This is a genomic window from Phycicoccus flavus (genome assembly GCF_004025965.2).
Taxonomy (GTDB): Bacteria; Actinomycetota; Actinomycetes; order Actinomycetales; family Dermatophilaceae; genus Phycicoccus; species Phycicoccus flavus.
The window spans coordinates 1-18,657 of record NZ_SAYU02000007.1 but is presented as its reverse complement, the minus strand read 5'-3'; the positions used below and the strand labels follow the sequence as shown (position 1 = coordinate 18,657).

At 73.6% G+C, this 18,657-nt stretch carries 17 protein-coding genes; 4 read left to right on the top strand and 13 right to left on the bottom strand.

Features of this window, described 5'->3' with window-relative positions:
- Positions 1–73: 73 nt before the first annotated feature.
- The 5 genes from EPD83_RS03590 to EPD83_RS03570 form a co-directional block, all read right to left on the bottom strand.
- Positions 74–961 (bottom strand): HhH-GPD family protein, encoded by an 888-nt coding sequence (locus EPD83_RS03590; protein ID WP_128366509.1) that lies wholly within the window; start codon positions 959–961, stop codon positions 74–76.
- A 79-nt stretch (positions 962–1,040) separates the two neighbouring features.
- Positions 1,041–2,117: a DNA integrity scanning diadenylate cyclase DisA gene (gene disA, locus EPD83_RS03585; RefSeq protein WP_205859395.1), complete on the bottom strand. Its 1,077-nt coding sequence runs from the start codon at positions 2,115–2,117 to the stop codon at positions 1,041–1,043.
- A 191-nt stretch (positions 2,118–2,308) separates the two neighbouring features.
- Positions 2,309–3,715, bottom strand: a complete 1,407-nt coding sequence (radA, locus tag EPD83_RS03580; RefSeq protein WP_165566212.1) for a DNA repair protein RadA — start codon at positions 3,713–3,715, stop codon at positions 2,309–2,311.
- Between the two features lie 111 nt (positions 3,716–3,826).
- A complete protein-coding gene (locus EPD83_RS03575; RefSeq protein WP_165566211.1) occupies positions 3,827–5,563 on the bottom strand; it encodes a BCCT family transporter in 1,737 nt (578 codons plus the stop codon).
- A 227-nt stretch (positions 5,564–5,790) separates the two neighbouring features.
- Complete coding sequence (locus EPD83_RS03570) at positions 5,791–8,802, bottom strand: beta strand repeat-containing protein (RefSeq protein ID WP_165566210.1); 3,012 nt, start codon at positions 8,800–8,802, stop codon at positions 5,791–5,793.
- A gap of 243 nt (positions 8,803–9,045) precedes the next feature.
- Between EPD83_RS03570 and EPD83_RS03565 the strand changes: the two genes are divergently transcribed.
- The gene (locus tag EPD83_RS03565) at positions 9,046–9,564 is read left to right on the top strand and encodes a phage tail protein (protein WP_128367760.1); all 519 of its coding nucleotides are present in this window, start codon (positions 9,046–9,048) and stop codon (positions 9,562–9,564) included.
- A gap of 69 nt (positions 9,565–9,633) precedes the next feature.
- Here EPD83_RS03565 and rplI read toward each other — a convergent pair whose 3' ends face one another.
- The 6 genes from rplI to EPD83_RS03535 all read right to left on the bottom strand — a co-directional run bounded on the left by rplI (position 9,634) and on the right by EPD83_RS03535 (position 15,172).
- Positions 9,634–10,080: a 50S ribosomal protein L9 gene (rplI, locus tag EPD83_RS03560; protein ID WP_128367759.1), complete on the bottom strand. Its 447-nt coding sequence runs from the start codon at positions 10,078–10,080 to the stop codon at positions 9,634–9,636.
- Positions 10,081–10,166: 86 nt separating this feature from the next.
- A complete protein-coding gene (rpsR, locus tag EPD83_RS03555) occupies positions 10,167–10,403 on the bottom strand; it encodes a 30S ribosomal protein S18 (RefSeq protein WP_030526145.1) in 237 nt (78 codons plus the stop codon).
- 104 nt (positions 10,404–10,507) lie between these two features.
- A complete protein-coding gene (locus EPD83_RS03550; RefSeq protein ID WP_128368100.1) occupies positions 10,508–11,083 on the bottom strand; it encodes a single-stranded DNA-binding protein in 576 nt (191 codons plus the stop codon).
- Positions 11,084–11,127: 44 nt separating this feature from the next.
- Entirely contained in the window at positions 11,128–11,415 is a 288-nt protein-coding gene (gene rpsF / locus EPD83_RS03545; RefSeq protein ID WP_128368101.1) for a 30S ribosomal protein S6, read from the bottom strand.
- 30 nt (positions 11,416–11,445) lie between these two features.
- Positions 11,446–12,897: a hypothetical protein gene (locus tag EPD83_RS03540; protein WP_165566209.1), complete on the bottom strand. Its 1,452-nt coding sequence runs from the start codon at positions 12,895–12,897 to the stop codon at positions 11,446–11,448.
- Entirely contained in the window at positions 12,890–15,172 is a 2,283-nt protein-coding gene (locus EPD83_RS03535) for a transglycosylase domain-containing protein (protein ID WP_128368047.1), read from the bottom strand. The genes EPD83_RS03540 and EPD83_RS03535 overlap by 8 nt, the downstream gene beginning before the upstream one ends.
- A 303-nt stretch (positions 15,173–15,475) precedes the next feature.
- On the opposite strand from EPD83_RS03535, the gene EPD83_RS03530 reads away from it, so the two are divergent.
- On the top strand, positions 15,476–16,039 hold the full coding sequence (locus tag EPD83_RS03530; RefSeq protein ID WP_128368473.1) for a PadR family transcriptional regulator: 564 nt from the start codon (positions 15,476–15,478) through the stop codon (positions 16,037–16,039).
- 80 nt (positions 16,040–16,119) lie between these two features.
- The gene (locus EPD83_RS03525) at positions 16,120–17,211 is read left to right on the top strand and encodes an inositol-3-phosphate synthase (RefSeq protein WP_128368472.1); all 1,092 of its coding nucleotides are present in this window, start codon (positions 16,120–16,122) and stop codon (positions 17,209–17,211) included.
- Here EPD83_RS03525 and EPD83_RS03520 read toward each other — a convergent pair.
- Positions 17,121–17,630 (bottom strand): hypothetical protein, encoded by a 510-nt coding sequence (locus EPD83_RS03520; RefSeq protein ID WP_165566208.1) that lies wholly within the window; start codon positions 17,628–17,630, stop codon positions 17,121–17,123. The two genes, EPD83_RS03525 and EPD83_RS03520, sit on opposite strands and share 91 nt — an antisense overlap.
- A 41-nt stretch (positions 17,631–17,671) precedes the next feature.
- Positions 17,672–18,190 carry a hypothetical protein gene (locus EPD83_RS03515; protein ID WP_128368637.1) on the bottom strand — a complete coding sequence of 173 codons (519 nt, stop codon included), beginning with the start codon at positions 18,188–18,190 and terminating at the stop codon, positions 17,672–17,674.
- A 177-nt stretch (positions 18,191–18,367) separates the two neighbouring features.
- On the opposite strand from EPD83_RS03515, the gene EPD83_RS03510 reads away from it, so the two are divergent.
- Positions 18,368–18,657, top strand: a 290-nt coding sequence (locus EPD83_RS03510; protein ID WP_205859394.1) for a hypothetical protein, incomplete at its 3' end; no start/stop codon positions are given.

Genomic DNA, 18,657 nt, shown 5'->3' with positions numbered 1-18,657 from the left:
CGGCCGGGGTCGGCGCGCGCCGGCCTCCGGGCCATCCGCACCCGAGGGCGCCGCGGGCCGCCGGCCCGCTCGCTCAGGCGGGCAGGCGCAGCCGGTCCCCGTCGACCGGCTCGACCAGGCCGTCCTCCACGAGCGAGCCGACGCAGCGGTCGACCTGCGCCGCGTGCCGGGCGGGGTCGAGCCGCAGCCGGGTACAGACGGCGTGCTCCAGCCCGGCGCGCGCGATGGCGTCGGGGGACTCGCGCAGCGTCTGGACGATCGCGCCGCGCACCTGTCGGTCGGTGCCGTGCCAGGCCTGCCCGCGTCGCGGTGGGCCGTCGTCGGCCGGCCGTCCGGCCGCCACCCAGGCGCAGAGGTCGCGCACCGGGCAGGCCTCGCACTCGGGCGAGCGGGCGCGGCAGACCAGCGCCCCCAGCTCCATGACGGCGACGTTCCACACCGCCGACGTCTCCGGGTCCTGCGGCACGACCTCGGCGGCCAGCCGGCTCTCGGCCGCCGTGAGGGCGGGTGCCGCCTGCGCCCGGCCCTGCAGGGTGCGGGCCAGGACGCGCCGGACGTTGGTGTCGACGACGACGGTGCGCCGGCCGTGCGCGAAGGCGGCGACCGCGGCCGCGGTGTACGCGCCGACGCCGGGCAGGGAGCGCAGGGCGTCCTCGTCCTGCGGCACCTCGCCGTCGTGGTGCTCGACCATCGCCACCGCCGCCTCGCGCAGTCGCAGCGCGCGCCGCGGGTAGCCGAGCCGGCCCCAGGCGCGCACCACCTCGCCCGGCGACTCGGCGGCCAGGTCACCGGCGGTGGGCCAGCGCGCCAGCCACTCGCGCCACACGGGCTCGACGCGGCCCACCGGGGTCTGCTGCGACATCACCTCGGAGACGAAGACGCCCCAGGCCGTGGTTTCGGGGTCCCGCCACGGCAGCGGACGCGCGTGCACGGCGTACCAGTCCAGGACGCGGCGCCGCATCGCCTCGACGTCCGCCGGCGCGCTGCCGCCGCCTAGTCGAGGACGGGACGGGGGGTGGGGACGGGACGGGGGCGTCACGTCAGACGTAGCGCTCCAGGATGCTCGTCTCGGCGAGGCGGGAGAGCCCCTCGCGCACGAGCCGGGCCCGGCCCTCCCCGACCCCGCCGACGTCCATGAGGTCGTCGACGTTGGCGGCGAGCAGCTTCTGCAGCGAGCCGAAGTGCGTGACGAGCCGGTCGACGATGGCACCGGGCAGCCGCGGCACCTTCGAGAGCAGCCGGTGCCCGAGCGGGCTCACCGAGCTGTCGAGGGAGTCGCCGACGATGGTGAAGCCCATGGCACGCGCGCCGGCCGCGGGGTCGAGCAGCTCGGTGCTGTCGATGGCCGTGAGGTTGGCGACGGCCTCGGCGTGGCTGTAGCCGGCCTTGGTCTCCGGCAGGTAGTCGCGGATGACGAGCCCCAGGTCGTCGGACAGCCCGCCGGTGAGCTCCTCGAGCTGGAGGCTGAGCAGCCGGCCGTCGGTGCCGAGCTGGACGACGTACTCGCCGATCTCGTCCTTGATGCGGCGCACCATCTCGAGCCGCTGGAGCACGTTGGCGACGTCGCGGACGGTGACGAGGTCCTCGATCTCCAGCGCGGACAGGGTGCCGGTGACCTCGTCGAGGCGCGACTTGTACCGCTCGAGGGTCTGCAGGGCCTGGTTGGCGCGGGAGAGGATGGCGCTGGAGTCCTCGAGCACGACCCGGCGGCCGGCGACGTACAGCTGGATGATGCGCATCGACTGGCTCACCGACACCACGGGGTAGCCGGTCTGCTTGGCGACCCGCTCGGCGGTGCGGTGGCGGGTGCCGGACTCGCTGGTCTCGATGAGGGCGTCGGGCAGCAGCTGGGTCGCGGCCCGCAGGATGCGCGCGACGTCCCGGTCGACGACGACGGCGCCGTCCATCTTCGCGAGCTCGCGCAGCCGGGTGGCCGAGAACTCGACGTCGAGCGGGAAGCCGCCGGTGGCGATCTGCTCGACGAGCCGGTCGTGGCCGATGACGATGAGGGCACCGGTGCGTCCGCGCAGGATGCGCTCGAGGCCGTCCCGCAGCTCGGTCCCCGGGGCGACCGCCGCGAGGGTGGCGCGCAGAAGGTCCTCGTCGCTCTGGGCCACGTCCAGCTCCTCGTTCCCTTCACCCGTCCCGGTCCCCACCACCGCGGTGGGGATGCCGCGCCGGTCCGCCCGAATCCTAACGGGCGGCAGGTCACGGCGCGGTCTCGATTCCGGCGCCCCGGGCCGGGCGGCCGGACGCCGCGCGGGGACCACCCCGTCCCGGTCCGCCGACGCCGGCGGCCCGGGTGCCCTCAGGCGCGAGCGGGCGCCGAGTGCAGCCCGCGCGGCACTGCCTCCGCCACGGTGCCGACCTCGACGACCTCGATCCCTGGCGGCACCGGTCCGGCCCCCAGCACGCCGGGCGGGACGACGGCGCGGGTGAACCCGAGCCGGGCGGCCTCGGCGAGGCGGCGGTGGGCGCCGGTGCACGGGCGGACCTCGCCGGCCAGCCCCACCTCGCCGAAGGCGACGGTCCCGGGCGGGAGCGGGCGGTCGGTGATGGCGCCGGCGAGCGCGAGGGTGACGGCGAGGTCGGCCGCCGGCTCGGTGAGGCGCACCCCGCCGACGGTGGAGAGGTAGGCGTCACTGCCACCGATCGGCGCCTCGGCCCGCTTGTCGAGCACGGCGAGCACCATGTTGACCCGGGCGGCGTCCAGGCCGCTCGTGGCCCGGCGGGGGGTAGCGAGGGTGGACTTCGTGACGAGCGCCTGCACCTCGGTGACCAGGGGTCGGCGGCCCTCGAGGGTGACGGTGACGCAGGTGCCGGGCACCGCGGCCGTGCGGCCGGAGAGGAAGAGCCCGCTGGGGTCGGCGAGGCCGACGATGCCGACGTCGGAGAGGTCGAAGCAGCCGACCTCGTCGGTGGGGCCGAAGCGGTTCTTCACGGCCCGGACGAGCCGCAGCCGGCTGTGCCGGTCGCCCTCGAACTGGACGACGACGTCGACGAGGTGCTCGAGGACCCGGGGGCCGGCGATGGACCCGTCCTTGGTGACGTGCCCGACGAGCAGGACGGCGATGCCGCGGGCCTTGGCGACGGCGATGAGCGAGGCCGCCACCTCCCGGACCTGGGCGACGTTGCCGGCGGACCCCTCGACCTCGCCGCTGCTCACGGTCTGCACGGAGTCGACGACGAGCAGCTCCGGGCGCACCTGCTCGACCTGCCCGAGGAGGGTGGCCAGATCGGTCTCGCTGGCGAGGTACAGGGTGCGGGCCATCGCCTCGATCCGCTCCGCGCGCGAGCGGACCTGCGCCGCCGACTCCTCACCGCTGACGTACAACACCCGCCGTTCGCCCTGCTCGCCGGACCGGGCGGCCCGGCCGGCGACGTCGAGGAGCAGGGTGGACTTGCCGATGCCGGGCTCGCCCGCGACGAGCACGACCGCACCGGGGACCAGGCCGCCCCCGAGGACCCGGTCGAACTCGGGGACCCCCGTGGGGCGGGCGACCGCACGGCTGACGTCGACCTCGCCGATGGGCACCGCCGGCCGCTCGACCGACGCCGCCGCGGTCGTGCGGGCCGTGACCGCACCGGCCTCGGCGACCGTGCCCCAGGCCTGGCACTCGCCGCAGCGCCCGACCCACTTCGCGGTCTGCCAGCCGCACTCGGCGCAGCGGAAGGCCGCCTGTCCGCGGGCGGTGCGTCGGGTCGAGGTGGCCATGGCGAGAAGGCTAGGTGCCTCCTCCGACACCGCCACCTCGCCCCGCCGCCCGGACACGCACCGGGCCCCGCCACCGGGGTCGGTGACGGGGCCCGGACGGGCCTGGGGGTGCTAGGAGCGGACCGGGGTCTCCCGGGCCTCGCCCGGCTCGGACCCGGCGCGCGGCTGCCCGTTGGAGGCCGCGGGCTCGCCGCTCACGACCTGCTCGCGCAGGTCGCTCCGGCGGGCGATCTGCCCGGCGATCTCGTCCGCGAGCAGCGTGCGCTCGGCGCGTTCCATCCGGCCGTGCTCGCGCAGCAGCGCCCGGGTGAGTGCGAGGACCATCCCGATCATCACGAGGCTGAAGGGCAGCGCGAGGAGGATGGCCGCGGTCTGCAGCGCACTGAGCCCGCCGCCGCCCGCGAGGAGCAGGGCGATGGCCACGGCACCCTCGAGCAGCGCCCACATGACCCGGCTCCACACCGGCGGGTTCGGGTCGCCGCCGCTGGAGAGCATGTCGACGACGTAGGACCCGGAGTCGGAGCTGGTGACGAAGAAGACGACGACGAGCACGATGGCGACGACGCTGGTGAGGCCGGCGAGCGGGAAACCGTCGAGCAGCTGGAACAGCGCGCTCGTGGTGTCGACCCCCTCCTCGCCGATGAGGCCACCGCCGCCGAAGATCTCGCGGTAGATGCCCGCGCCGCCGAAGATGGCGAACCACAGGAAGGTGACGAGGGTCGGCACGAGGAGCACGCCGGCGACGAACTCGCGCACCGTGCGGCCCTTGGAGATGCGGGCGATGAAGACGCCGACGAAGGGCGCCCAGCTCATCCACCAGCCCCAGTAGAACGTCGTCCAGCCGGACACCCACGCGGTGCCGTCCTCGCCCTCGAAGGAGAGGGTCTGGAAGGAGAGGCGGAAGAAGTTACCGACGTAGCTGCCCACGGAGGAGACGAAGTCGCCGAGGAGGAAGACGGTCGGGCCGGCGATGAGGACGAAGAGCATGAGCGCCGCGGCGATGGCCATGTTGAGGTTGGAGAGGATCTTGATGCCCTTCTCCAGCCCGGTGGCCACGGACAGCGTCGCGAGCGCGGTGATGCCGAGGACGAGGACGACGAGCAGGACGTTGCCGACCGAGTCGACGGCGCCGAGGAACTGCAGCCCGGAGCCGACCTGCGAGACCCCGAAGCCGAGCGAGGTGGCGACGCCGAAGAGCGTCCCGACGACCGCGATGACGTCGATGACGTCGCCGAGGGCGCCCTTGACCCGGTCGCCGAGCAGGGGCTCGAGCGCCCACCGGATCGACACCGGACGGCCCTTGCGGTGCACGGCGTAGGCGACGGCGAGGCCGACGACGACGTAGATGCCCCACGCGTGCAGACCCCAGTGCAGGTAGGTGACGTCGGTGGCGGCCCGGGCCATCTCGCCCGGGGTGTCGCCCGTGCCCGGCGGCGGGCTGTTGAAGTGGCTGAGCGGCTCGGCGACGCCCCAGAAGACCAGGCCGATGCCCATGCCGGCCGCGAAGAGCATCGCGAACCAGGCCATGAGCCCGAACTCCGGCTTCTCGCCGTCCTTGCCCAGCACGACCCGGCCCGTCGGCCCGATCGCGGCCCACAGCGAGAAGGCGACGAAGCCGGAGACGATGAGGATGTAGTACCAGCCGAGCTTGTCGACGACGCCGCTGCTCAGCGCGCCGAAGGCGTCGCCGGTCCACTCGGGGGCGAGCAGCGCGAGGACGACGAAGCCGCCGATGACGGCGAGGGCGGGCCAGAAGACCCGGGGAGCGGTGACCCGGCGCTCGCTGCGCCTGGGCTCTGGCGGACGGTCCGCGTCGCCCTGGACGCGGTCGCGGTCGGTGACGGACACGGTGTCTCTCCTGACGTACGCAGGTGCACGGCGGGTGCGGGGGCCTGTCTCCCCCACACCCGTTCGGCCCGGAGCACGGCGAGCGGCGGGCCAGGGCGCCAGCCTGGGACCTGCGGGTCCCGGTGTCAACCTGTGGGGAGCCTCAGGAAGCACATCGTGATAACGATGTCACGCGACACGGCCGCGCCCCTCCGGCACCGCGAGACCGGTGCCGGAGGTCCCGGAGGTCAGTGCGTCCGCCGCCGCGAGCGCTGGTGCGACCCCACGATCAGCAGCACACCGAGGCCGAGGACCCCGGCGCCGAACACCGCCGCGGCGCCGATCGCGGCACCGGTCTGCGCCAGACCACCGCCCCCGCCGCCTCCGCCGCCGGACGTCGACGTCGGGGCGGTCGTGGCGGTCGGCGACGCGGACCGGGAGGTGGGGGCGGTCGTCGCGGTCGGGCTCGCGGACCCGGTCGGGGACTCGCTGGAGGTCGGGCTCGACGTCGCGGTCTCCGTCGGCGTGGGGGTCGACGTCGCGGTCTCGGTCGGCGTCGGGGTCGACGTCGCGGTCTCCGTCGGCGTCGGCGTCGACGTCGCCGTCTCCGTCGGGGTCGACGTCGCCGTCTCCGTCGGCGTGGGGGTCGACGTCGCGGTCTCGGTCGGCGTCGACGTCACCGTCGGCGTCGGGGTGGCCGCGGCCGCGACGACGAGGTCGACGGTCACCGGCGCGGACTCGCCTCCGTCCCGGTCGGTCGCCGTCACGGTGACGGTGTACGTGCCCGCCGCGGCGTAGGTGTGCGTCGCCGTCACGGTCCCGGCGCCCGACACCGTCCCCGGTGCGGAACCGTCGCCCCAGTCGACCGTGTGGTCGAAGCCCGCGGCCTCGTCCGGCGCCGACGCGTCGGTGGCGCCGAGGGTGAGGGTCACGACCTCACCGACCGTGCCGCTGGTGTCGCCGCCGACCGTGGCGGTGGGGGCCACGTTCGTCACCGTCAGGGTGGTCCTCAGGGAGTCGAGGAAGCCGCCGCCCCCGGAGACCCGGACGGTGACGTCGTGGGTGGCCGGTCCGTCGTCGATGCCGAGCGCCTCGAGCTCGGCCCAGGTCAGCGTCGGCGACGCGCCGGTGGCGTCACCGAACACCCCGTCGCCGTTCACGTCCCAGGAGTAGGTCTGGCCGCTCGTCGACCCCGTGCCGTCGAGGGTCAGCGAGCCGCCCTCGGCGACGGTGTACGGCCCGCCGGCGTCGGCGACGAGGCCGACGACGTGGACGACCTCACCGCTCGTCGACGCCGCGAGCGTCGCGGTGCCGGAGTACTCCGCGGTGACGGTGTAGGAGCCGACCGGCCGGGTGCCGATGTCCAGGGTCGCGGTGCCGCCCGAGACCGCGGCGGTACCGACGGACGCCCCGCCGATGAGGAACTCGACGGTGCCGGCGTCGACGGTGCCCGTGGCGGCGGTGACGTCGGCGGTGAGGACGATCGGCGTGCCGGGTGCCGACGGTGGCGTCGGGCTGGTCGAGACGGTGGTCGTCGTCGCGATCTTCTCGACCACCTGGGTCAGCGAGTCGGAGGACGTGGCGAGGTCGGCCGTGCCGAGGTACCTCGCCGTGACCGGGTGCGAGCCCGCGGCCAGCGCCGACGTCGTGAGCGTGGCGACGCCGCTCGCGTCCACCGGGGAGGAGCCCAGGACGGTCGCGCCGTCGGTGAGCTCGACGGCGCCGGTCGTCACCGGGGAGCCGCCGGAGGTGACGGTGGCGGTGAAGGTCACCGACTCCCCGACGTCCGAGGGGTTCACCGACGAGGTGAGGGCCGTGCTCGTCGCCGCCTGCGCGGTGACCGTGATGCACCAGCTGCCGACGGAGCCGGAGTCACCGGCCGCGTCGTCGTCGACCCACAGCGTCCAGTACCCGTTGGGGTCGATCCCGTCGAAGGTCGCGAGGGTCGTGGCGCCGCTCTTGACCGGGGCGGGAGCGGGCATCGCGTCGGCCGCCAGGCCCAGGTCGGTCGGCCGGTACGTGCCGGTGACGACCGGTGAGGGCACCGGGCCGGCGGCGGCGTCGTCGAAGGTCAGGTTGACGCTGCTGACGGAGTTGACCCCGACGTCACTGAGCAGCATGACGTTCCTGCTCGTGGTGGGCGCGGCGAGCAGCACGTCGAGGTCGCCGGTCGAGGTGTGGGTCAGGCCCTGGAGGCGCGCCGTGACCTTCGTGACCGTCCCGGAGAGGCCGGACACCAGGACCCTCGAGGGGAACGGCCTGGCCGCGCCGGCGTTCGGGATCGTGAGGCCGCCGGGGTTGCAGAACGTCGTGTCCGTGACCGTCGTCGTCGTGTCGACGCGCTGGGTCGTCGTCCCGGTGCTCCCGAGGAACCCGGTGGCCCCGCTGTACGTCGCGCGGATCTCGTGCGTGCCCTCCGCCAGACCGGCGGTTGCCAGGGACGCCGTCCCGCCGCCCGTCAGGGACACCGGCCCCCCGAGGTTCACGCCGTCGACGGCGAACTGGACGCTGCCGGTCGTGACCGGCGCGCCGTCGGAGCTGACGGAGGCGGTGAAGGTCACCGACTGCCCGGTCGCCGACTCGGGGTCGGACGAGGCGACCGTGGTCACGGTGGTCGCCGCCGCGCTCTCGGTCGTCACGGCGAGGCTCCAGCCGCCGGTGAGCTGCCCGACGTCCCCCGACGAGTCGTCGACGACGTAGAGGCTCCACGTGCCGTTCGGCGCGATCCCGGTGAACGCGGCCGCGAAGGTCGAGGCGCTCGAGGCGGTGGGGGCGGGAGCCGGCCAGCTGTCCGTGGACCCGGCGCCGTCGTTGGTCGGCAGATAGGTACCGCTGACGATGTTGACCCCGGCCGGGAAGGCAACCCCGGCGTCCGAGAACGTCAGCGAGTCGGCGGCCGCGATGCGCAGCCCGTTGGACCCGACGTCCGAGAGGACGACGAGGTTCTGGCCGGTGGGGGCCACGAGGAGCATGTCGACGTCGGCCAGCCCGCCGTGGGTCACCGACGGGAGGGTGAGCGTGACGTCGGTGACCGCGCCGGCCATCCCGCTGACGTCGATGGTCGAAGGGTAGGGGCTCGCGGGACCCCGCTGGTTGGCGGACCCGGTGGCCGGCACCGCGATGGTCGTGGTGTTCGAGAAGGTCGTCGGCCCGTCGGCCATCGCCGGGGTGCCGAGGGCCACCAGCCAGCCGAAGGCGAGGGAGGCCGCCGCGAGCAGGGCGACCGGCGTGGACCGGACACGGGGGGTCGACGATCGCATCGGCGGCACGCTCCTCGTCCAGGGCCGAGACGGCCCCGGATGGTGGTCGGCAGGGTCGACGGTCGCGGCGCAGCCGTCAGCGAGAAAGATGGCAGAGACGCGCGTTTGATACCACCTTTTCGGTCTTTTCGGCCGCAATTGCTTCTCGACCATTGACCGCGATTCCACGGCTGTGGGAGGTTTCGCCACCGAGCGGCCGCCGTCGCCGCGTGCAGGGGCACCGAACGACGTCAGGAGTTCCCCGTGGATCCCATTCTCGGCGAGATTCGCCTTTTCGGTTTCGGTTTCGCGCCCGTGGGCTGGGCGCTGTGCCAGGGCCAGATGATGTCCATCCCGCAGAACACCGCCTTGTTCTCCCTGCTCGGGACGACCTACGGCGGGGACGGGCGCACCACCTTCGCCCTCCCCGACCTGCGGGGGCGCATCCCCATGGGGGCGGGCGACGCGCCCGGCCTCACCCCCCGCCGTCAGGGGCAGGCGGTGGGGTCGGAGACCGTGACCCTCGACGAGTCGAACCTGCCGAGGCACAGCCACACGGTGAACGCGACGAGCAACGCGGCGGAGACGAAGAGCGCCAGCGGTGCCTACCTCGCGTACACCGACGGGTCGACGTACCTCACCCAGGACACGGCCCCGGACCTCGTGCTGAACGCCGGGACCATCGGGACCGCGGGCGCCTCGACCCCCGCGCAGACCGTGCCGCCGTCCCTCGTCCTCAGCTGGTGCATCGCCGTCCAGGGGGTCTATCCCTCGCGCGGCTGAGTCGGCGGACGCACGACGAGGGCCCCGGACCGTCGACGGTCCGGGGCCCTCGGTGTCGGGCGGACGGCGTCAGCCGGCGACGACGTCGAGCTCGACGGTGGCCTGCACCTCGGGGTGCAGACGGACGAGCGCGGTGTGCGAGCCGACCGAGCGGATCGGGGTCGGGACCTCGATCCGGCGGCGGTCGAGCTCGGGGCCACCGGCGTCCTTCACGGCCGCCGCGATGTCGGCGGTCGAGACGGCGCCGAAGAGGCGACCGCTGCCACCGGCGTGCGCGGTGACGGTGACGGGCTTGGCCTCGAGGTTGCCCTTGATCGACCTCGCCTCGTCGAGCGACTTGACCGCACGGGTCTCGCGCGCCTTGTTGATGGAGTCGACCTGCTTCTGCCCGCCCTTGGTCCACGCCGTGGCCAGGTCGCGCTTGAACAGGAAGTTGCGGGCGTAGCCGTCCTTGACGTCCACGACGTCGCCGGCGGTGCCGAGGCCCGAGACCTCGTGGGTGAGGATGACCTTCATGTTTCAGTCCTTCGTCTGGAACCGCGCCGGGCACGAGCCCACGAGCGCGGGTCCCACGCTCTGCGTGGGCGAACGTCGTGGGTGGGTCAGCGGCTCGAGGACGAGTACGGCAGCAGGGCCATCTCGCGCGCGTTCTTGACCGCGTTGGCGATGAGCCGCTGCTCCTGCACCGAGACGCCGGTGACGCGACGCGCCCGGATCTTGCCGCGGTCGGAGATGAACTTGCGCAGCAGCGCGACGTCCTTGTAGTCGATGTTCTCGACCTTCGCCGCCTTGAGCGGGTTGGCCTTCTTCTTCGGCTTGCGAATGGCGGGCTTGGCCATCGTGGTGCTCTCCTTCTGCCGGGACGTGCTCCCGGCGGACGAGCCCCGGTCTCCCGGGGATGGTGTCTGTCGTGCGTTACGTGGTCACCGCGAGGGGTGACCGGTCAGAAGGGCGGCTCGTCGTAGCTCGGAGCCTGGCCCCAGCCGCCGCCCTGCTGGCCACCCTGCGGCTGCTGCTGCGGGGCCTGCTGGCCACCGCCCCAGCCGCCGCCCTGCTGCCCGCCACCCTGCTGGGGGGAGGAGCCGCCGGTGGCCCACGGGTCGTTCTGCTGGAAGCCGCCACCGCCGCCGCCGTAGCCGCCGCCACCGCTGCCGCGCTCGGCCTTGGTGACCTTGGCGGACGCGTACCGGAGCGAGGGGCCGACCTCGTCGACCTCGAGCTCGACGACGGTGCGCTTCTCGCCCTCCTTCGTCTCGTACGAGCGGCTCTTCAGCCGGCCCGAGACGACGACGCGGGTGCCCCGGTGGAGCGACTCGGCGACGTTCTCGGCCGCGTCGCGCCAGATGGAGCAACGCATGAAGAGGGTCTCGCCGTCCTTCCACTCGTTCGACTGACGGTCGAACTGGCGCGGGGTGGACGCGACGGTGAAGTTCGCGACGGCCGCACCCGAGGGGGTGAAGCGGAGCTCGGGGTCGGCGGTGAGGTTGCCGATGATGGTGATGGTGGTGTCGCCTGCCATGACGGGTGTCCCTTCTGGGGTTGGTCGTGGACCGGTGACGAGGCTCAGGCGCCGGGGCGCATGAGCTTGGTCCGCATAACCGTCTCGTTGAGCCCGAGCTGGCGGTCGAGCTCCTTGGCGGTGGCCGGCTCGGAGGTGAAGCCGACGACGGCGTAGATGCCCTCGGACTTCTTCTTGATCTCGTACGCGAGCCGGCGACGGCCCCAGACATCGACGGTGTCGACCGTGCCACCGTCGGTGGTCACGACCTTGAGGAGCTTCTCCAGCGAGGGCTGGACGGTCCGGTCGTCGAGCTCGGGGTCGAGGATGACCATGAGTTCGTACTGACGCATGCGTTAACCCGCCTCCTTCGGTCTGAGCGGTCACGGTCCTTCCGTGACAGGAGGGTATGCATCGTCGCCCACAGCGGCTCCGGAGTTGTCCACAGGCCGCCGGACGGGCAACCGGTCAAGCGTACCCGGGGTGCGGCCCGGGACCCAATCCTCGCCCCGTGCCCGCCCGGGGTCGGGTGCCCAGGTGGGCGTGGAGGCGATCACCTCGGCACCGGACTCCGCGGGGAGGGGGTCGGGGACGCCCCAGCTCGCCCGGGCCCACATGACCCAGCCGAGCCGTCCCACGGCGAGGATGCGCAGGGCCATGGCCGTCGCGTACCAGCCGGGGGGCAGGCCGTGCGCGGGGTCGTTCGTCGCGTCGAGCCACCCGTAGTAGGCGACGAGGTGGACGGCCTCGGCCCCGGCCCACAGGAGGTGGTCGCGCCACCGCAGCCCGGCGAGCGCGACGAACGGCACCAGCCACAGCGCCGCGCCGGCCGGGAAGGAGACCCCGGTGAGGAGGACGACGACGAGCCCGAGCAGGACGACGTCCGGCACCGGCGGCGTCGGCCGGCGTGCGGCCAGCACGAGGACGAGCCCGGCCGCGAGCAGCAGCCCGAGGAGGGAGGCCACGGCCGTCGCCGCGGGGTCCAGGGGGCGCGCGGCCAGACCGGGCACGAGCAGCAGCGAGCCGGGTCCGGCCCCGTTCCCCCACCACGCCTGCACCGGGCGCAGCAGCAGGCCGAGGTCCAGGGCGGCCACCGGGCCGACGACGAGGACCAGGGTGATGGCGGCGGACCGCAGCAGCCGCCGCGTCGCGTGCCGGAGGCCCGGGGGCGGCAGCACGGCCAGGGCCAGGAGGACGACGAGGGCGGGACGACCCCCGAGCAGGGCGACGGCCACGAGCGCGCCCGCGAGCTCGGGACGACGCCGCGTCCAGGCCCAGACGGCGGCCGTCGCCGGGACCACCGCGACGAGGTCCCCGGAGAGCAGGACGGCCAGCGCCAGCACCGGGGAGAGCGCGACGGCCACCGGGTCCGCGCGCGGCAGTCCCCGCGCCGTGCCGACGAGCAGCACGAGGGCGGCGACCCCGGCCGCGGCCAGGAGGCTCCACCAGACGAGGAACCAGCGCTGCTCGGCCAGACCGGTGCCCGGGGACAGCGAGGCCAGGAACGTCGTCACGAGACCACGCAGGACCGGCACGTCGAGCGGGACCTCCCCGCTCAGGTAGCCCCCGAGACCGCGGCCCGCGCCGTCGTCGACGAGCGAGGCGATGACGGGCGCACCGCACTGCCGCCAGATCGGCACCTCGCCCTGCCAGCCCTCACGAGCGCAGGAGACCTGCCGGAAGACGGCGACGAGCAGGGGGACGGCCGCGAGCGCGACCACCGGGGCGAGCGCGGCGACCCCGCGGGGACGCCGGGGAGCGCGGGTGCCGCGGCGCCCGCCGAGCAGACCGTCCAGCCCGGTCGGGAGCCGCGGGACTCCGGCCTGGTCAGCCACCGCCGTCGGTGGGTGGCGACGGCAGGATCGAGGCCGACGGGCTCGGCGACGGCGAGCTCGGCGGCGGCGGCGTCGACGGGGGCGGCGGTGTCGGCGTCGGTGTCGGGGTCGGCGTGGGCGTCGGCGCCTGGGTGGTGGGCGGCGGCGGCGCGCTCGTCGTCGGCGGGGCGCTCGTCGTCGGGGCCTGGCTCGTCGGCTGCTGCGGCTGCGTCGCCGGCGGCGGCTGCGGCGCGGTGTTCTGCGGCGGCGGCGGCGGGGTGGCGTCCCGGTTGATGTGCGCGGGCTCCGGGAACTGCTGGACCTCGGTGCCCTCGAGGGCCTGCTTCATGTAGGCCGTCCAGATCCGCGCCGGGTAGGACCCGCCGGTGATGTCGCCGATGTCGGGCAGGTCCTCCATCGCCAGCTCCTTGCCGCTCTTCGGCTGGGAGCGGTACATGCCGACGGCGGTGGCCAGCTGCGGGACGTAGCCGTCGAACCACGCGGAGCGGAAGCTCTCCGACGTGCCCGTCTTGCCGGCCGCCGGGCGGCCGAGGTTCTCGCCGACGTAGGCGGCCGTGCCGCCGTTCACCGGCTGCTGCATGGCGTCGATGACGTCGCTCATGAGGTCCTTCGCGAAGACCCGCTCGGTCTTCTTCTCGGCCTCGATGGCGGGGACGCTCTCGTCGGCGAAGCTGACCTTCTTCACGAGGTACGGATCGGCCCGCACGCCCTGCGCGGCGATCGTCGCGTAGGCGTTGGCCATGTCCATGACGGTGACGTAGTCGGTGCCGAGGACGTCGGAGACGTTGGGCTCGAGCTTGGAGCGCACGCCCGCGTCCTGCGCGGCCTTCATCGTGTTCTCGGGTCCGGCCTCGATGTTCAGCTGGGCGTACACGGTGTTCACCGAGTGGCCGGTGGCGGTCAGCAGGTCGATGTTCCCGAACTGCTCGTTGCCGAAGTTCTCGACCTGGCCGCGCCGGGAGGCGTCGTTGTCGGCGTTCGGGTCGGCGAACTCCTCGAAGTACTGCGGGCTGGCGCCGCTGAAGGTCGTGGCCGTGCTGACGTCCTTGGACTGCAGCGCCGCGATGAGCGTGAAGATCTTGAACGTCGAGCCGGCCTGCATCTTCGCCTGGACGGCGTCGTTGAGCTCCCGCTTGGAGAAGTCGCGGCCGCCGTACAGGGCGACGACGGCGCCGTCGCCGGGTTTGATCGACACCAGGCCCTCGTGGATCTTCGGCTGCCCCTCCGGGCGCTCGTCGCCGACGGCCTGGACGGCGGCCCGCTGCTTGTCGCGCTCGACGGTGGAGACGATGCGCAGTCCGCCGCGCTGGATGTCGGACTCGGTGAGCTCGTACTTGTCGACGAGCTCCTTCTTGATGAGGTCGACGGCGTAGCCGTTGGTCCCGCTCAGCTGCTTGGGCTTGTAGTTGCGCAGGCTGTCGACGACCTTCTGGAAGTCGACCTGCTGCCGCTCGTCCTCGGTCAGCCAGCCCTGCTCGACCATGCCGTCGAGGATGTAGCCCATCCGGCTCTGCGCGTTCTGCGTCTGCTCCTCGCCCAGCTGCGGGTCGTACAGCGACGGCCCGCGGATGACGGAGGCCAGCAGAGCGGCCTGCCCCGGCGTCAGGTCCTTGGCCGACTCCCCGAAGTACGCCCGTGAGGCGGTCTCGACGCCGTACGCGCCGCGGCCGTAGTAGATCGTGTTGAGGTAGTTCTCGAGGATCTGGTCCTTGGACTGCTGCCGGTCGATCTTCAGGGAGATGAGGATCTCCTTGGCCTTGCGGGTCAGCGTCCGGTCCTGGGTGAGGAAGTAGTTCTTCACGTACTGCTGGGTGATGGTCGACCCGCCCTGCGTGGCCTTGCCGCCCTTGACCGCGACGAAGACGGCCCGGGCGATGCCCGTCGGGCTGATGCCGCTGTTGGAGTAGAAGTCACGGTCCTCGGCGGCGAGGATCGCGTGCTGCATGTCCTCCGAGACGTCGGCCAGCGGGACCGACTCCCGGTTGCCGCCGTCCTCGGACAGGCGCGCCATCTCCGACTTGCCGTCGGCGAAGTAGACGATGCTCGCCTGCGCCGTGACCATCTCGTTCGGCTTGGGGATCGTCGTCATCGTGTACGCCACGCCGACGCCGATGATCCCGAGGACGAAGGCGACGGCGGCGGTCCACAGGCCGCGGACCAGCCAGGTGCGACCCCGGGAGCGGCCCCCGCCACGGGGGCCGTCGGATCCTGGGTCGCGGCGGGACGCGCCGGTGCGCTTGGCCTCGGCTCGGGTACGGGGCTGTCGGTCGCTCATGGGGCCTTCGGGGTCGGTACGCAGGGAGGACGTGCTGCCGGCGCGTCCGGTCGCCAGTATGACCGGCGGATCTGGGAAAACCCCAACGCACGGCTCGGGTGCCCCGCGCCAGGCGGGCTCGTCGACCGGCACGGACCCCCCGGCCCCGCGCGGTACCTCCGTCATCGGGGGTCAGCACGCGTCGATGTCGCGTCCCGATGTATCGCCGCGATATATCCGTGCTACGGTCGACCGGACAAAGACCGAGTTTGTCACATCCGACGCCGGACCCCGGCGTGACCGGCCCGACGAGAGGATCAGCCCGTGGTCACCCGCCGCGCCCACCTCCTCGAGTTCGCCGTCCTCGGCCTGCTGCACGAGGGGCCGACCCACGGCTACGACCTGCGTCGCCGCCTCAACACCGCCCTCGGGCCGTTCCGCGCCCTGTCCTACGGGACGCTCTACCCGGCGCTGACGAGCCTGCGCGAGCGGGAGCTCATCGCCGAGGCACCGGACCCGGCCCGCACCGGCAAGCGCCCGCGCGTCGTCTACGAGCTGACCGCCACGGGCAAGGAGCACTTCGCCGACCTCGTCGCCCGGGCGGACGCCTCCGCGTACGACGACGACGGCTTCGACGTCCGCTTCGCGTTCTTCGCCCGCACCGAGCACGACGTGCGCCTGCGCATCCTCGAGGGCCGCCGCTCGCGGCTCGAGGAGAACCTCGAGCGGGTCCGCGAGCGCTCGGTCCGCCAGCGCGAGCGCATGGACGCCTACACCGCGGCCCTCCAGCGACACGGCGAGGAGACCGCCGAGCGCGAGGTCCGCTGGCTCGGCGAGCTCATCGACGCCGAGCGCCGTCACCCCACCGACCCCGGCCCCCAGCCGTAGACGCCCGCGGCCGCCGGACACCCCGGCGCCGCGGTCACCACCGAAGTCCCGTCCACCCGCAGACCCACCAGGAGCACCCCATGGGATCCATCCGCGTCGCCGTCGTCGGCGTCGGCAACTGCGCGTCCTCCCTCGTGCAGGGCGTCCACTACTACCGGGACGCCGACGCCTCCGGCACCGTCCCCGGCCTCATGCACGTCGTCTTCGGCGAGTACCACGTGCGCGACGTCGAGTTCGTCGCCGCGTTCGACGTCGACGACAAGAAGGTCGGCAAGGACCTCGCCGAGGCGATCTTCTCCAGCGAGAACAACACGATCACCATCGCGGACGTCCCGACGACCGGGGTCACGGTCCAGCGCGGCCACACCCTCGACGGCATCGGCAAGTACTACGCGCAGACGATCGACGAGTCCCCCGCCGAGCCGGTCGACGTCGTCACCGCCCTGCGCGAGGCCGAGGTGGACGTGCTCGTCTCCTACCTGCCGGTCGGCTCCGAGCAGGCGGACAAGTTCTACGCCCAGTGCGCCATCGACGCGGGCGTCGCCTTCGTCAACGCCCTGCCGGTCTTCATCGCCTCCGACCCCGAGTGGTCGGCGAAGTTCGAGGCCGCCGGCGTCCCCGTCATCGGCGACGACATCAAGAGCCAGGTCGGCGCCACCATCACCCACCGCGTCATGGCCAAGCTGTTCGAGGACCGCGGCGTCAAGCTGGACCGCACCTACCAGCTGAACGTCGGCGGCAACATGGACTTCAAGAACATGCTCGAGCGCGAGCGCCTGGAGTCCAAGAAGATCAGCAAGACCCAGGCCGTGACCTCGAACCTCACCGGCGAGCTCGCCGGCAAGACCGAGGACCGCAACGTCCACATCGGCCCGTCCGACTACGTCGCCTGGCTCGACGACCGCAAGTGGGCCTACGTCCGGCTCGAGGGTCGCGCCTTCGGCGACGTGCCGCTGAACCTCGAGTACAAGCTCGAGGTCTGGGACTCCCCCAACTCGGCCGGCATCATCATCGACGCCATCCGCGCGGCGAAGATCGCGAAGGACCGCGGCATCGGCGGCGCCCTGCTGTCCGCGTCGTCCTACCTCATGAAGTCCCCGCCGGAGCAGCGGCCGGACGACCTCGGCCGTGCGCGCCTCGAGGCGTTCATCGCCGGCGACGAGGAGCGCTGACCGCGCGTCCTCCGCTCGACGCTCGGGCGTGGGCCCGCCGGGACCACCCGGCGGGCCCACCCCCCTCCGGGCGGGTGCCGCCGGCCGGCGCGGCCCCCGGCGGCGCGGACGACGGGGCGACGGACCCGGACGGCCTCGACCTCGTAGCCGCTGCCCTCGGGGCCGCCGTGCCGGCGCAGCCGGGGGCGTAGCGATCCCTCGACGACCACCCGGTCGCCGACCGCGAGCCGCGCGGCGGCCCGGATCGTCGAGTCGGTGCGGCAGGCGACGTCGATGGAGTCGACGGTGGGCCGGTGGTCGGTCCCGGTGGCGGTGACGGTGACCCGGATGGCGTGGACGGCACCGGGGCCCGGAGCGGGCGGGGGTGCCGAGGCGGTGACCCGGCCCACGAGCCGCACGATGTTCTCGTCGTTCGTCATGGTGACCTCGCGTCGCGGGGCGACGGACACGTCGGGGCGGCTCAGGCCGTCCGCAGGTGCCGGCCGGACGCGACGGGGGGGACGACGGGGCTCAGGGGGACGGCGCCGTCCACCGATAAGGTCGCCGTGGCGGGCACGGCCGGCGGCACGCCGATCATCGCGCCGATGCCCGGCATCACCTCGAACTCCTCGACGAGGAAGCCGTCGTCGACCGCGCCCGCGGCCGACCAGGCGCCGGCGCAGTCCGCGCAGTCCAGGTGCGCGAGGCGCTGCGGGTCGAGGTAGGTCGCCCGCCACGGTGCCGCGTCCGGGAGAACCGGGCCGTACCAGGTGCCGGTCAGCTCGTCCTCGTGCAGCGGGCCGGCGAGGAAGCGCACCCGCGGGCTGCGCTCCTCGTCCGTGACCGGCGCGCCGCCCGGCAGGAAGCCCGGCGCGTGCACCGGTCGGCCGTCCATGAGGTGGCGAAGCCGGCGCTCGAGGTCCGGGCCGAGCAGCTCGTGGAGCTCGTGCGCGACCGCTGCCGGCGGGGTGGGGAGCAGCGGGGCGGGAACGACGTCCATCTCACGGAGCGGCGAACTTTTCATGGGTGAAAACGTAACGGCGGGTTCACCAAGGGCGGGAGTGGCGGCGGTATAGGGTTGGTCAAAACTTGGCAAAGAGGTTCACCAGGACGAAACGGTCCGCGCCGCAGCGCCATACGACGACCCGTACGCGGCGGTCGGACCCCGGAGGACGTGATGACGGTCGAGCCGCCGGCGGCCTCCGGTCCGGACGATCCGCAGGCTCCGCCCGACATCGCCGCCGCCCTCAACCGGCTGCTCACCACGGTCAAGTGGGTCGGACCGGACGGCACCCTCCAGGACCTGGACAACAACGTCCACCTGGCGCGTGCCGTGTCCGAGGTCCGCGGCCCCACCCCGCACGTGCAGATCCAGCGCATCCGGCAGGGCACGCAGCCCGACCCCCGCGTGAGCATCCTCTGGGCCGTCGCCGAGGTGCTCAGCGCCCGCGCCTGCGTCCGGATCCC

What these genes read in the sequence shown, in the direction of transcription:
- EPD83_RS03590 (WP_128366509.1), bottom strand. Translation starts at nt 961, where the DNA reads ATGCGGCGCCGCGTCCTGGACTGGTACGCCGTGCACGCGCGTCCGCTG.
- radA (WP_165566212.1), bottom strand. Translation starts at nt 3,715, where the DNA reads ATGGCCACCTCGACCCGACGCACCGCCCGCGGACAGGCGGCCTTCCGC.
- EPD83_RS03570 (WP_165566210.1), bottom strand. Translation starts at nt 8,802, where the DNA reads ATGCGATCGTCGACCCCCCGTGTCCGGTCCACGCCGGTCGCCCTGCTC.
- rplI (WP_128367759.1), bottom strand. Translation starts at nt 10,080, where the DNA reads ATGAAGGTCATCCTCACCCACGAGGTCTCGGGCCTCGGCACCGCCGGC.
- rpsR (WP_030526145.1), bottom strand. Translation starts at nt 10,403, where the DNA reads ATGGCCAAGCCCGCCATTCGCAAGCCGAAGAAGAAGGCCAACCCGCTC.
- EPD83_RS03550 (WP_128368100.1), bottom strand. Translation starts at nt 11,083, where the DNA reads ATGGCAGGCGACACCACCATCACCATCATCGGCAACCTCACCGCCGAC.
- rpsF (WP_128368101.1), bottom strand. Translation starts at nt 11,415, where the DNA reads ATGCGTCAGTACGAACTCATGGTCATCCTCGACCCCGAGCTCGACGAC.
- EPD83_RS03535 (WP_128368047.1), bottom strand. Translation starts at nt 15,172, where the DNA reads ATGAGCGACCGACAGCCCCGTACCCGAGCCGAGGCCAAGCGCACCGGC.
- EPD83_RS03525 (WP_128368472.1), top strand. Translation starts at nt 16,120, where the DNA reads ATGGGATCCATCCGCGTCGCCGTCGTCGGCGTCGGCAACTGCGCGTCC.
- EPD83_RS03520 (WP_165566208.1), bottom strand. Translation starts at nt 17,630, where the DNA reads ATGACGAACGACGAGAACATCGTGCGGCTCGTGGGCCGGGTCACCGCC.
- EPD83_RS03515 (WP_128368637.1), bottom strand. Translation starts at nt 18,190, where the DNA reads ATGGACGTCGTTCCCGCCCCGCTGCTCCCCACCCCGCCGGCAGCGGTC.